Annotated in this window: 13 protein-coding genes; 8 read left to right on the top strand and 5 right to left on the bottom strand. The window is 47.8% G+C overall.

Annotation, left to right across the window (positions count from 1 at the left end):
* Positions 1–87: 87 nt before the first annotated feature.
* Together MKZ32_RS11145 and MKZ32_RS11140 are read left to right on the top strand one after the other, a co-directional pair.
* Entirely contained in the window at positions 88–1203 is a 1116-nt protein-coding gene (locus MKZ32_RS11145) for a 3-deoxy-7-phosphoheptulonate synthase (protein WP_239797331.1), read from the top strand.
* A 128-nt stretch (positions 1204–1331) separates the two neighbouring features.
* Positions 1332–2177, top strand: coding sequence for a helical backbone metal receptor (locus tag MKZ32_RS11140; protein ID WP_239797330.1), 846 nt, complete (start codon positions 1332–1334; stop codon positions 2175–2177).
* A 222-nt stretch (positions 2178–2399) separates the two neighbouring features.
* Here the strand turns inward: MKZ32_RS11140 and MKZ32_RS11135 are convergent, their stop codons facing one another.
* The 5 genes from MKZ32_RS11135 to MKZ32_RS15880 all read right to left on the bottom strand — a co-directional run bounded on the left by MKZ32_RS11135 (position 2400) and on the right by MKZ32_RS15880 (position 7922).
* Entirely contained in the window at positions 2400–3779 is a 1380-nt protein-coding gene (locus MKZ32_RS11135; protein ID WP_239797329.1) for a hypothetical protein, read from the bottom strand.
* Positions 3780–4964 carry a hypothetical protein gene (locus MKZ32_RS11130; RefSeq protein WP_239797328.1) on the bottom strand — a complete coding sequence of 395 codons (1185 nt, stop codon included), beginning with the start codon at positions 4962–4964 and terminating at the stop codon, positions 3780–3782.
* Between the two features lie 60 nt (positions 4965–5024).
* Positions 5025–6491: an undecaprenyl-phosphate glucose phosphotransferase gene (locus tag MKZ32_RS11125; protein WP_239797327.1), complete on the bottom strand. Its 1467-nt coding sequence runs from the start codon at positions 6489–6491 to the stop codon at positions 5025–5027.
* Complete coding sequence (locus MKZ32_RS11120; RefSeq protein ID WP_239797326.1) at positions 6431–7594, bottom strand: glycosyltransferase family 4 protein; 1164 nt, start codon at positions 7592–7594, stop codon at positions 6431–6433. Before MKZ32_RS11120 ends, MKZ32_RS11125 begins: the two co-directional genes overlap by 61 nt.
* Positions 7595–7706: 112 nt before the next feature.
* On the bottom strand, positions 7707–7922 hold the full coding sequence (locus MKZ32_RS15880) for a hypothetical protein (RefSeq protein WP_478210044.1): 216 nt from the start codon (positions 7920–7922) through the stop codon (positions 7707–7709).
* Between the two features lie 359 nt (positions 7923–8281).
* Between MKZ32_RS15880 and MKZ32_RS11110 the strand changes: the two genes are divergently transcribed.
* The 6 genes from MKZ32_RS11110 to MKZ32_RS11085 all read left to right on the top strand — a co-directional run bounded on the left by MKZ32_RS11110 (position 8282) and on the right by MKZ32_RS11085 (position 13800).
* Positions 8282–9154 (top strand): ABC transporter permease, encoded by an 873-nt coding sequence (locus MKZ32_RS11110; RefSeq protein ID WP_239797325.1) that lies wholly within the window; start codon positions 8282–8284, stop codon positions 9152–9154.
* The gene (locus MKZ32_RS11105) at positions 9144–9482 is read left to right on the top strand and encodes a PDDEXK nuclease domain-containing protein (protein ID WP_239797324.1); all 339 of its coding nucleotides are present in this window, start codon (positions 9144–9146) and stop codon (positions 9480–9482) included. The genes MKZ32_RS11110 and MKZ32_RS11105 overlap by 11 nt, the downstream gene beginning before the upstream one ends.
* A 9-nt stretch (positions 9483–9491) precedes the next feature.
* Positions 9492–10844: an ABC transporter ATP-binding protein gene (locus MKZ32_RS11100; protein ID WP_239797323.1), complete on the top strand. Its 1353-nt coding sequence runs from the start codon at positions 9492–9494 to the stop codon at positions 10842–10844.
* Between the two features lie 234 nt (positions 10845–11078).
* Positions 11079–11999 (top strand): sulfotransferase family protein, encoded by a 921-nt coding sequence (locus MKZ32_RS11095; protein ID WP_239797322.1) that lies wholly within the window; start codon positions 11079–11081, stop codon positions 11997–11999.
* Between the two features lie 2 nt (positions 12000–12001).
* The gene (locus MKZ32_RS11090; protein ID WP_239797321.1) at positions 12002–13102 is read left to right on the top strand and encodes a DegT/DnrJ/EryC1/StrS family aminotransferase; all 1101 of its coding nucleotides are present in this window, start codon (positions 12002–12004) and stop codon (positions 13100–13102) included.
* A complete protein-coding gene (locus MKZ32_RS11085) occupies positions 13102–13800 on the top strand; it encodes a WbqC family protein (RefSeq protein ID WP_239797320.1) in 699 nt (232 codons plus the stop codon). The genes MKZ32_RS11090 and MKZ32_RS11085 overlap by 1 nt, the downstream gene beginning before the upstream one ends.
* The last annotated feature ends 1 nt before the right edge of the window (position 13801 follow it).

The following is a 13801-nucleotide window of genomic DNA, read 5'->3' as shown; positions in this document are numbered from 1 at the left end:
TTACTTGAGGCTCAATGGCACGGTAGTCGCAGCGATGGGCCGTTATTTCTGGAAAATGTTTGGTTTGCAAATAACAGGAGCTTCACCATGATATTGATACTTTCTTCCAATACCAACCAACAAAGTGCGGATTACCAGCAACTGATTGCGTATCTCACCGGGCTGTCGAATATTGACATGCGCGTGCATGTTGAACGCGGTGCGGAGCAGGTACTAACCGAGATTTACCTGATCGGCAATACTAAGGCGCTAGACATCAAGGATATGAAAAGCTTGCCCTGTGTCGAGCGTGTGGTGCGCGTGTCGGAGGAGTATCGTATCCTGGGGCAGCATAAAGACGACTCGCGCCCAACGTATTTCGACTATAACGGTGTGCGCTTTGGTCAGGACACGCTCAATGTATTTGCCGGACTTTGTGCGGTGGACAACGCTGAACATGTCGAGATCATGTTAAAAGCATTGCGCGATAATGGTCAGATTTGTACGCGTATGGGTGCGTACAAGCCGCGCACTAGCCCCTATGCTTTCCAGGGGCACGGCAAGAATTGTTTGCCTTTTGTTTTCGACCTGGCGGGAAAATACGGCATAAAAGTGATTGCGATGGAAATTACGCATGAGTCGCATCTCAATGAAATCCGTGCCGCATTGCAGCAGACCGGCAATCCCACTGGCGTGATGTTACAGATAGGCACACGCAATACACAGAATTTCGAACTGCTGAAAATCGTTGGGCGTCAGCAGGAATTCCCGGTACTGCTTAAACGCGGTTTTGGTATCACGCTGGACGAATCACTTAACGCCGCCGAATATTTGGCGTCTGAAGGCAATCGCAATGTGGTGTTCGGCTTGCGTGGTATGAAGACCAACATGGGCGATCCGCACCGCAACTTGGTGGACTTTGCGCATGTGCCGGTGGTCAAGCGTCTGACCCGGATGCCTGTGTGCATTGACCCATCGCATTCAGTTGGCACGCGCAGTGCTGCGCCCGATGGCATTCTCGATTTGATGCATATCACCGCGCAAGGGGTGATGGCTGGCGCCAATATGGTGCTGGTAGATTTCCATCCCGTTCCATTAAAGGCTCTGGTGGATGGGCCGCAGGCATTATTGCTGAAAGAATTGCCCCATTTCCTGGAGGATGTACAAATCGCGCGCGACGCGTATCTCAAGCGTGTGGCATTGGCGCAACGTTTTGCGCAGTGAACGGAGGTCTTCCACTTCAGTCTTGTTCGCTCCCTTCGCTTTATTATTTCCGCTTGCTGGAGATGGGTGCGAGAAGGGAGGGTGAAAGTAGTTGTATTATTGTAAAGCATGCCATTTTTTTCTGCCTGTTGCTGTTTTGCGCAACTTCGCAGGCCACGACGCCATTTCCTGTAACTGATGTCAGTGGCACGCAATTAGTGTTTATCACCCCGCCACAGCGCATTATCTCGTTAGCTCCCAACCTTACCGAACTCGCTTATGCCGCAGGCATGAGCAGTCATATAGTGGCGGTTACGGCATACAGTGACTATCCACAACAAGCCAAACAACTGCCGCAAGTAGGTGATGCATTTCGTCTGGATTGGGAGCGTTTGGTCGCGTTAAAACCCGATCTGGTGCTTGCATGGGGCAGTGGTCTGTCATCGCGTGACCGCGCCACATTTGAAAAGTTGAAGTTGAAAGTGCTGGTACTGGAACCCCGCCGTCTTGATGATATTCCCAAAGTATTACGCTTGCTGGGACGCGTCGCCGGCACTGAGCCAGCAGCCGAAGCTGCTGCACACGCCTTCGTGGAGCAGCTTGATACCTTGCGCCGACAATATGCCGGACGTACTAAGGTGCGCGCTTATTTTCAAATTGCCGCAGCGCCGCTGCTTACGGTAAATGATGCACATATCATCAGTGATGTGCTGCGTTTGTGTGGTGCACAGAACGTATTTGCCGCTGTGCCCCTGTTGACTCCTGCCATTTCAAATGAGGCATTGGTAAAAGAAAATCCGCAGGTGATGCTGGCTGTCGCCGCCACGTATGAACAGGAAGAAGAGACGAAAAGAATATGGCGCGAGTTACCGTTGATCGCGGTCCGGCAAGGTCGCATGGTTTTTATTCACCCGGACCTGATCAGCCGCTCCACGCCGCGCATTCTGCTGGGTGCAAAACGGATATGCGAACAGATAGAGTCAGCTCGGCATTAAGGGAGCTGAGCGCATTGCGTAGCGAATGCGCCGCATGTTTTCAATTATCATCGGGCGAATTACGCAGTCGTGAATTTACCCTTATGTTCCTACGGTTTGCTCTGATTAAAACCAATAGCGATGACGCTGTGTTCGCAGTGCACCAGCAGCAATTCAATATTTATTTTTCTCGACTGAGACCCGTAAAGTCTTATAGCCACAACCCATTTTTTGTCATGCCCATCACGTCAATTTTCGGCGGGTAGTCATGGCCATCGGGAGACTGACAGCTTCCCGGAATAGCACCATCACATAAAACAAAAGCATGGGCACAATATGCAGTAAAGCGCGATTGATCGTAGTGTAGTCTTCGGCCCATGCTTGAGCATGGGTAAAAAAGAAAACTACCGCGAGAAACGAAGCAGCGGAGAGCAGCAAAACAGTCATGCTTCGAAAAGAGGGGGCAAGAAGCCGGGGAAACGACAAAACAAGCGCCGCCACTACCAGATACCAGAACAGGTGCCAGTTGTCCATCACCATCATATTTTGCCAAAATGGATGCCAATCCGCCGCGAAGCGCAGATGTACGTGATAGCCAAACAAATGAAAATCATTTTCTCCAATAACAAATAAAGTTGCCACACCTGCTGCTGCCAGCAAGGACGTCCCAACTAGCCCCGCACGCGGCATGAACACAATTAACAACGCTGGAAGAAAAGTCAACGCCCATGCAATGCCAGGTTGCTTGATCAAGATGCATCCTAACCCAAACAGCAATGCCATGGCCCCCTGCCAGAAATCGCGCTTCCTGGTACAGTGGAAAAAAGCCATTGCTGCCAAGCCGTAAAATGCTCCCATAAATAAATCTGCATAGCCTGCCAAAGCCACGTGAACATCCAGAAGGGGAAGTGAAAGCAGGAAATAGGTAAAGATCAGAGCAAATAATGGTGACGCCTGCCATTGCCTGGCCTGACCATAAAATGCCAAGCCTAAAGCGACCGCGCAAAGTAGCCAAGGCAGGTTCATAAGAGAATCGTCCCATCTGCCCAGGCTATAGCTCATCCATACTTGTATTAGCGGTATGGCAGGGGGGTAATGGGGAGCTGCATCAGTGTAAGCGCCTGCCAATTCGCCGCTAAGCCAAACGTCAGCGGGGACGAATGTCGCCATGTGTCCAAGCTCATACCAAACTCGAGCCTTGGTCGCCCATTGTGACCAAGCATCCCAAGGAAATAGCGGGCGCCACACAATTTCCAGTCCCAGCCCTGCCAGCCGTATCAAAATAGCGGCCAACACGACGGCATATACGATTTTTCGCCACGCGGCCAAGCTGTGCCAATCTGCTCCGGGTTTTTTGATTGGCCACGGCTCCCTACGACCAAGCCAAGCACCGGTAACTGTCAATAATAAAAGTGCAAGTCCAATACTGAAGAAGCCAAGGCGGATTCCCAGCGCATCCAGCAAACGCATCACAAGCGTGGTTAATAATATTCCGCCCAGATAGCCATACCCCAAGAGTGTCGGCCATGTGACATCGGTGGCCTTGAGCCAAGGTGCGCGCAACCACGCAATCCCCAACAGCCAAGGCAAACACAAGCCAACCACTAACGTAAATAATTCCATTTAACGCACCTTGAACAAGGCATTGCCTTCAGTCAAGTACAGTAAGTCGACTTTTATAGATTGTCCATCACTCCACATTAGCAATTGATGTGAACGATCATATTTCACGTCCTTTTTTGCGAACAAGGCAATATAGTCTCCGGTTTTGATTTGCGATGTCGGCGGCAGGTCATTAAGAGCTAGAACGTTATGAGGATATAAATGGTAAGCGCCCTTTCCCCGCGAGTAGGCGTCATCGGAAAAATAAAGAATACGGCTATTTGCAGCAGGCAACTTTGCCTTCACTTTTTTCATGAAGTCGAACAAGGCGCCGTCTTCGGCAGCAAGATGCTTGTCTTCCCAGGTTTTACCGGCAAATTGCTGGTGTGTCAGCGCCAACTGCTGAAACAAGTTTGTCTGCCAACGGACATCCAGCATGAACCAGCCGAGCAATACCATGCCCCCCACCATGGCAATATTCAGAGGCATGATTTTTGCTATGGACAGGATTAAATTCAAGGTCAATGCCAGCAATATAATTATGGCGACGGCTAAAACAGGAGGGACGTTTTTATCGATGGTATCTCCGTCAATAAAGTTGATCGAACTTCCCTGCCATCGGTCAAGCGCAAACCATTTTTTCACCATATGGGGTAGCGCTTTTGGCAAAGACGCAGACTCAAGTGAAATACCATTTACCAAAATCGGCGCAGCCAGTGTTCCCTTAACAATAATAGCCATGTCTATAATTTGCCCGCGCCAATTTTTATCTTCCGCCACCTCCAATGGTTCCAGAGTATTAGCCGCCCAAACAAGCGGACGTACAAAAACGCGATTATCCGCAGTGCGCCACAAAAACTCCATTTCAACGCTTGGTGTGACGCCTGCAACAGACCAGACAATGATCGGATAATCCTTTGCCTGAAAGATGGGAGGGGATAGTGAAGCAACAGCAATACTCTGCGTCAGCTCCTTGATGATCAGTTTGCCTTGGTCGCTATAACCCTGGCCCTTGTTCAGGGTTAGTGCCGCGCCATTCCAGCTTAAAGGCTTGACGTTGCTTATCCATTTTCCTGGCCAATTATATTGAAGGTAGACAAGCGACAAAATCAAAGCGCTCGTAAAAAAGAGTAGAGGTGCAGCTAGCCACTCTTGGCGCAGGATCTTTTTAGATGGTACAGAGTGGGGGTCAAGTTGAATGGGCATACCATAATATCTTCAATTAAAAATGAAATAGTTTATTAAAATACACGCAGAAATTATTGCTTAATGTGCATTTCTGCCTGTGATCATCATAAAAACCGTCATAAAAATAATTCGCAGGTCGAACCATAAAGACCAGTTGTTAATATAATACAGATCGTACTTTACTCGCATCTCCATTTTTTCGATCTCTCCCGTTTCGCCTCTCCAGCCATTAACCTGCGCCCAACCCGTAATGCCCGGTTTGACGTGATGCCGCAGCATGTAGGCATCGATTTGCTGCTGGTAAAATTCGTCATGCGCCACCGCATGTGGACGAGGTCCCACAATTGACATATCACCCTTTAACACATTAAGAAACTGAGGTAATTCGTCCAGGCTTGTGCGTCGCAGAAAAGCGCCAAAGGCTGTAATGCGGTGATCGCCGGGCATCGCTTGAGGCACTTTTTCAGACGGTTCGGCATGATGCTTCATTGTGCGGAATTTCCAAACCCAGATGCGTTCCCCATGTAATCCGCCACGTAGCTGCCTGAAGAAAATGGGTCCTGGAGAACTTAATTTGATTCCAACTATGATAAGCAACATGAGGGGACTAGCAATCAACAAAATTAATACTGCCAGAATTTTGTCCTCGACGGCTTTAATAATACCCTGGACTCCAGACAAGGGTGATTCCAACAAATGAATGACCGGAAAACCGGCTACCTCGCCGATGGAATGGTTCAGTAAATGAACTCCGTAAATGTCCGGAATGAAGGTAACCTGTACCGGCAAGCGACTCAAATGCGCCACCAGTGATTTGACCTGCTTATCGTGTTGCAACGGCAGGGCGATCCATACTTGATCAATACCCAGTTCAACTACTTCTTGTGGAAGGCGGTGCAGGCCACCGCGAACTGGAACGCCCTCGAACATTTGCCTCTGCAGTCGCGGATCGTCATCATAAAAGCCTACTACTTTCAAGCCCGTCCACGGTGAAGCGGCGAGGCGGTGCGCCACGTCACGCCCCAGCTTCCCTGCGCCGGCAATGACGATAAAACGGAGATTGAAACCACGGCGGCGGAAAAAACGCAGTCCGACTCGCAGTGCCACCCTGAAGGCGATCAAAGAGACGAACCCTGTAACTGCCCACTGGCCAATCCATATACGGGAAAAATATGTACTGGATTTGGTTGCAAACAGTACGATAATCAACCCAGTGCAAACCACTGTCCAAGCGCTCGCCAATATCTGTATTTCTGCCCACAGACTTGCGCCCCGATGGGGACGATATACATCGAAAAATGGAAACACTGCGAGGCAAAATAGAAACACACCGATTAGTACAAAAACATAATTCCTCGGAAAATCCCAAGCCCCGAACTTGATCGCGAAAAGCATCATTCCAGTGGCTATCACCACAAAAGGATCCAGGAAACGCTGGGCTAATTCAAGAATGCCAGCATTTTCCTTGAGCAGGCTACGCGAGGTCATGGCAACCACATTTTGTTCGAGGTGGCTGTCGTCAGCGATTGTTGGAATCGATGCCACTCATTTTCTACACACGCTATGAATTCTGCACGAAATCTCTCGGGCGCAAAACGGCAGGCATTATTACGACAGGACACTGGCAAAATACGAGCGGCTTCCTGTTCAAAAGAAGTGACTGCTGTTTTAATGGCTTGAATGGATTGCTCCGCAAAAAACACCCCAGTCGGTTGTTTATCATCCAGGCCGCGAATTGTTTCCAGCACACCACCTTTGCCATATGCAATGACTGGCGTACCACAAGCCTGCGCTTCTAATGGGGTAATACCAAAATCTTCCTCTGCGGCAAATACAAATCCTTTGGCGCGCTGCATGTAATTGCACATAATATCGTCAGTCTGATATCCCAGCACCGTTACATTTGGTCCGGCCTTCGCTCTCACTTTCTGCATTTCCGGTCCGTCGCCAATGATCACCAAACGTCGCTCCGGCATGGCAGTAAATGCTTCCGCGATTAGATTCATTTTTTTGTAAGGTACCAGACGAGAGGCAGCCAGATAAAAATCTTCCTTGTTTTCGCGTAAGGAAAATCTCGAAATGTCTACTGGCGGGTGAATTACCGCCGCATCGCGGCGATAGGTTTTCAAAATTCGCCGTCTAATAAATTGTGAGTTTGCTATAAAACAATCAACACCATTAGCCGTTCTCACATCCCATATTCGCATTTTGTGCAATAGCCATTTGGCGACCCACCCCTTTACGCCCTTGTTCAAACCCGAATCGCTCAAATATTGATGCTGCAAATCCCACGCATAACGCATAGGAGAATTAACATAACTGATATGAAGCTGATCCGGCCCTGTAATAACGCCTTTCGCGACAGCATGGCTACAGGAAAGCACCAAGTCATAGCCGGATAAGTCGAATTGCTCGACAGCCAAAGGCATTAAGGAAAAATACTGTCTGTATTTGGTTCTGGCGAAAGGGAAGTTCTGCACAAACGAAGTGGTTGCCGTTTTCCCCAGCAGAAAACCTCGTTTCCTGGATGGAATAAAATCTACCACGCTATATAAATCAGCATTCGGATAGCATAATAATATTTGCTCCAGAACACGCTCGGCTCCCGCATAGACTGTTAGCCAATCATGAATTACAGCTATTTTCATATTCTGCACTTTAATATTAGGCATCCAAAACTGTCTTCATCCCTTCCAAAATATACATGTGAGGATAGTCTGGCATGTGCTTTTAAGCCCCATGATCACCAGCGACCAACCTTCATGGCAACGCATCTCTGAAAAAACCCATTTTCTCGCTTCGACCATCAACCGTACAACCGCCTTCACTATGACCTTTGGCCGTTTTGCGGTTAAAGTAGCAAGGCATATTGCGACTTTTTTCTACTAGAGCAATGGCAGTTCCTGCAGCGAGTGGGATACCTTTGATAAGCATGGCTGTACGACTATTTTTTGTTTTTAATTCATATGAATACAACACCCCTTGCTCAATGGCGAAACGAATGAAATCCTAGTGAAAAATGATACATGGCAAATAGATCAAAAGTTTAGACGTACCGCTATTATAATTACATGCTTTGCTTATGGAGAACTTTAGTGCGTGTAATCAGCATTAACCTCAATGGATGTTCTGTCTGCGATAAGGGTTTGTTGCCATGGTTGGCGCAGCAAGAGGCCGATATTATCTTTTGCAGGAACTCAAAGTGCACTTGAATTCGAGCGCAGCATTGCCTGAAACAACCACACCATTGGCATCTAATAATCCATTCAAGGCGAACCTACCTTGTCCGCAAAAGATCAACAAGCCAAGTCATTGGCAGAAGCGGAGCACTTCGCATGACCCCCATTAACCCCTCTCCACTAATCACTCACCAGGGAACCAACCCCCACGCCGCTCAACCCACATCTCTTATGGCACTGACCAGAAGCCTCTGGCGCAACCGCCAGCTCATCGCGCAAATGACCAAGCGCGAAGTGATGGGTCGCTATAAAGGCTCTGCCATGGGCTTGGCTTGGTCCTTCTTCAACCCAGTGTTCATGCTGATTGTGTATACCTTCGTCTTCTCCGTGATCTTCAAGTCCCGCTGGGGTGTTGGGGGCGAAGAGAGCAAAACACAGTTTGCTGTGGTGCTGTTTGTTGGCATGATTGTGCATGGATTATTTGCTGAGGTGCTCAATCGCGCGCCGGCGCTCATCCTTTCCAACGTCAATTACGTCAAAAAAGTCGTGTTTCCGTTGGAGATACTGCCGGTCATTGCCATGGGTGCCGCGCTCTTCCATAGCTTCATCAGCTTGGGTGTGCTGCTCGTTGCTTTTGCCCTGTTTAACGGTTATCTGCATTGGACGGCAATTCTCGCCCCGTTCGTGCTGCTGCCTATAGTGATCCTCACGCTTGGCCTTGCCTGGATGCTTGCATCCTTGGGTGTATTTCTGCGTGATGTGGGGCAAACCATCGGCATTACCACCACGGTCATGATGTTTCTTTCCCCCGTCTTTTACCCTGTGAATGCCCTACCGGAAGAATTCCGTCCTTGGATCATGGCCAATCCGCTCACCTTCATTATCGAGCAGGCGCGAGCAGTGCTGATCTGGGGGCAGCTGCCAGATTGGGTGGGATTGGGCATATACAGCCTTGCCGCTACCCTAGTCGCTTGGGCAGGTTACGCCTGGTTTCAAAAAACCAGAAAGGGGTTTGCCGATGTCCTTTGATCAATTGCTTCTCTCAGGTAAATCTCAAATGCTGGAGTTCAAGACCCGTTTTGAAACGAGCCGTTTGTTGGAGGCCGACTTGGAGCAGGCGATCATCAATGAATTGCAAAGCTTTTTACTGAAACTGGGCATGGGTGCCTATGTTGCTCGCCAAATGCGTATTGCCACGAAAACACAAGATTTTTATGTAGACTTGGTTCGTTATATCGATCTGCTCAATTGTTTTGCCCCTTTGAACCTGAAAGTTGGCGAAGCTCTGCCCTTCGAAGACGAACTCCAGAGGGAACGGGGAAGGGAAGGTTGTGGTTGGCAGAACAAAAAGAAGTAAGGGGGAAAGATGTCTTCTGAAATCGCTATTTGCGTTCAAAATCTTAGCAAATGCTATCAGATCTACGATACTCCACGTGATAGGCTCAAGCAATTCGTCTTGCCGCGCTTAAGACGGATGATGGGTAAATCACCCAAACAATACTTTGGCGAATTCTGGGCGCTCAAAGACATTTCTTTTGAAATACAAAAAGGCGAAACTGTCGGCATCATTGGGCGCAATGGCAGCGGTAAGTCAACCTTGCTGCAAATGATCTGCGGCACGCTCAACCCAACCAGTGGCACCATTCAAACTAACGGCCGCATTGCCGCCCTGCTGGAGCTCGGCTCTGGCTTTAACCCTGAATTCACAGGCCGAGAAAATGTGTATATGAATGCGGCATTGCTAGGGCTTGGCCAAGAGGAAATCGACGCACGGTTTGATGATATTGCGGCTTTCGCCGACATTGGTAATTTTATCGATCAACCAGTAAAGACATACTCCAGCGGGATGTTCGTTCGGCTAGCCTTTGCTGTAAACATAATTTCCGAGCCGGATATCATGATTGTTGACGAAGCTCTGGCGGTAGGCGATATGAATTTTCAGGCCAAGTGCATGACCGCACTTACTCGCATCCAGGAAAGCGGTTCTACTATCTTGTTTGTCAGTCATGATGTAGGCGCGGTAAAAAGTCTGTGTTCGCGGGGTCTTTATCTCGAACACGGCATGGTCAAGGCCATCGGAAAGGCGCCGGAAGTGGCAGAGCAATACATCCGAACGATGCGAGAAGAAATGAATGCAGAAATTAGCCGATTCAGCCGTGTATCGCCTAATAAAATAGAAGAAGGGGCCGTGCAAACCTTGGAGAAAAGCAGCGCGGTTTTGAAGCGGTCGGATGAGTTTGACAAACGGGTAGCTGCATTTCGGTATGGCTCTGGAGGTGCAAGAATCACCTATGTTGAACTACTCAACATGAGTAATGAGCAGATACAGTTGGTGGAATTCAACCAAGAAGTAAAAATTCGAATCCATGTTGAATCATCGTCAGAGCAGAGCATTTCGGTCAATTTTAATATTTGTGATGACAAAAAAGTGAATCTGACAGGATGTGGATTTACTCAAGTTGAACAGGAGTTTCTGACGACCGAAATTGGTGGGCAATATTTGGTCGAATACACTCTTCGACTACCACTGCAAGAAGGCAGCTATTCACTTCGAACACAGATCACATCGCCAGCAGTGCGCGGTGAGACGGCCGAGTTTGTGGATGTAATCGAGGATGCGGTGGTTTTTCAGATGGAACGATGGAAAAAAACAAGAATTTGGTCAAAAATTCACCTATTCCCAGAGATGAAAATTAGGAAAGTAATTTCGAATGTATAGTTTATTTCGAGGAAAAAATAAAACCCCCCGGGTTTTATGATTATAGGCATCCAAAAAACTGGTACCACGGCATTACATAAGTACCTTTGCCAGCATCTTTTTTTGGTTTTCAAAGGAGGCAATAGCGGCACTTTGGACCAATCCACAGCTTTCTGAATTGTCAAGTTGTTACGCACCTTATGATGAGGATCTCTATAAGCAGTTAGAAATGCATTTCGATTGGAAGTAATGTTTATGATGCTCTTAGAGACTATAAAAAAACTTTTCAAGAAAAAACAATCCATTTCATTTTCATTTATTGTCGGAACAGGACGTTGTGGCACAACCATGCTTGCTCAGATGCTCAATTCTCACTCGATGATTTGTGTGCCACACGAACTTCAGATTCTATTTGAATACAGCAATAATGGCGCTCGTCTCTACGAGATTTTCAAAGAAAAAATGAATGAGAACTTTGGATCTGGGGATTTCATAGATTTGATTGAGACCAGGTGTCCCCATAAATTTCATGAATATTTCGACTACAGGAATTTTTTTGAAAAGCAGCAATATCCGATTCGTAGCCTTAAAGAACTTGTAAATAGTTTCTATAGCGAAATAGCAGAAACCAAACACAAAAAAATCTTTATCGAGCAGACCCCGTGGTATGGCCAAAGAATTGATATTCTTAATGAGCTATTTCCTGATGCAAAATATATTCACATGGTCCGGGACGGCAGGGATGTTGCGGTTTCATTTGCACGTACCCCGTGGTGGCATAATGACATTGGACAAAATCTTGAAAGGTGGCATACCGAAGTTCGCCAAATCATCGACTTATCAAATAAAATTTTGAACCCAAATCAGATGCTCCAGGTTCGATACGAGGATTTTGTAGAACAACCTGAGGTTGAACTTAGGCGTATATGTGAGCACTTGGGTGTGAACTTTGAGTATGCCATGCTGGATACTGCAACATATGTTGACTACGGCTTGTACAGCATATTAAATGCAAGAAATGTTTCATCTGCGGCACTAAATGAGTGGCGTGAAAATAAGAGTGCGCCAATATTCAAAGGGAGCCGTTATGCTTGGAAAAGTTACCCGGATTTTGATTTTTCAATCATCCCGGAACACATTAGTCAGAGTTTGCAAGCGCTGGATTATCAAAAATAAATATGTTGCTAGTAACTAAAACAACGCTACCAAGCCTTGAAGACTATGTTGCTTACCTCGAACAGATCTGGCAAGCAGGTCAACTCACCAACAACGGGCCGCTATGCCGACAGTTGGCTGACGATATCGCGGGCTTCCTTGACGTTTCAAATCTGGAGTTGGTAGCTAACGGCACACTTGCGCTCCAGCTTGCCATCAAGGCGCTAGACCTCAAGGGTGAGATCATCACTACACCCTACAGTTATGTCGCCACAACGAATTCGATATTGTGGGAAGACTGTGATCCGATTTTCGTTGACATTGAGCCGCAAACCTTCTGCATTAACCCTGATCTGATCGAGGTGGCCATCACCGAGAAAACTTCTGCGATTCTGGCCACACATGTGTATGGCTATCCGTGTGATGTGGCAAGAATTCAACAAATTGCAGATAAGCACAAGCTCAAAGTCATTTATGATGCGGCTCACGCCTTTGGGGTGAAGCTTTTTGGAGAATCGATTTTGAAGCATGGGGATTGCTCCACCTTGAGTTTCCATGCCACCAAGTTATTTCACACAGCCGAGGGGGGCGCAGTGGTGTGCAAAGACGCCGAAGTCGCCAAACGTGTCTTTCTGATGAAGAAGTTCGGTCACATCGGCGAAGATGACTATCTCGACATCGGCATCAATGCAAAAATGTCAGAGCTGCATGCAGCGATGGGGCTTTGTGTCTTGCCGAAGGTGAATGACATCATTGCCTCGCGGAAAGGGTGTTCAGGCTGGTACGACGAACAATTCGAAGGCAGCTTGTTACAGCGGCCCGTGCCTCGAGTAGGTCTCGAATACAACTATGGTTACTATCCGGTCATTTTTCCCTCTCATGACGTCATGATGAAAGTGCGGCAGACGCTCCTGGATAACGGCATCGGCCCACGGCGATATTTTTTCCCATCGCTGAACACCTTGCCCTTCTTGAAGCCGGAACTAAAACGAGCCTGTCCGGTCTCAGAAAAAGTTTCTTCGCGCGTGCTTTGTCTGCCCTTGTATGTAGGGCTAAGAAAGGCAGAGGTTGATGTTATTTGCAGCATCATCAGATGCATCCTGCAAGGCGGAGTGGCGCTGTAATGAAGTTGTCCATCATGCAGCCCTATTTTTTCCCCTACATCGGCTACTGGCAGTTGATGCATGCCGTGGATCGCTTCGTCATTTACGATGATGTGAATTACATCAAGGGAGGATGGATCAACCGAAATCGCATCCTGATTAATGGCGAACCTACCTTTATCACGGCACCTCTCTATCAATCGTCCTCGTACAAACGCATGTGCGATATATCTCTTCAATCTTCGCCTGTGTGGCGCGACAAACTGGTTAGAAAAATTGAAATCACCTACCGAAGGGCACCATACTATGCAGAGGTGTTTCCGGTTATAGAGAAGCTAATTCTCTATAACACTGACAGCCTGTCGGATTATTTGGCGCACCAACTGCAAGCACTGGCCGCATTTATTGGCATCAACACCGAATTCATAGTGACCAGTCGTTGTTATGAGAATAACGGCTTACCTAGTCAGGCACGGATACTCGATATTTGCGCACAAGAAGGCGCGACCACCTACATCAATCCGCAAGGAGGGCAAGCCCTATATGACCGAGCTACATTTGCACAGAGCGGCTTAGATTTGAAGTTCTTGACCCCATCCACCATAGAGTACAAGCAATTCGGGCCTATGCACGTGCCTTGGCTCTCAATTATTGATGTGATGATGTTTAATTCCCCAAGTCAGTTACGCACGTTGCTGAATAAGTATGAGCTAGTTTAAT

The organism is Candidatus Nitrotoga arctica (assembly GCF_918378365.1).
GTDB lineage: Bacteria > Pseudomonadota > Gammaproteobacteria > Burkholderiales > Gallionellaceae > Nitrotoga > Nitrotoga arctica.
The sequence above is the reverse complement of the archived record's forward strand: the minus strand, read 5'-3'. Positions and strand labels throughout refer to the sequence as shown.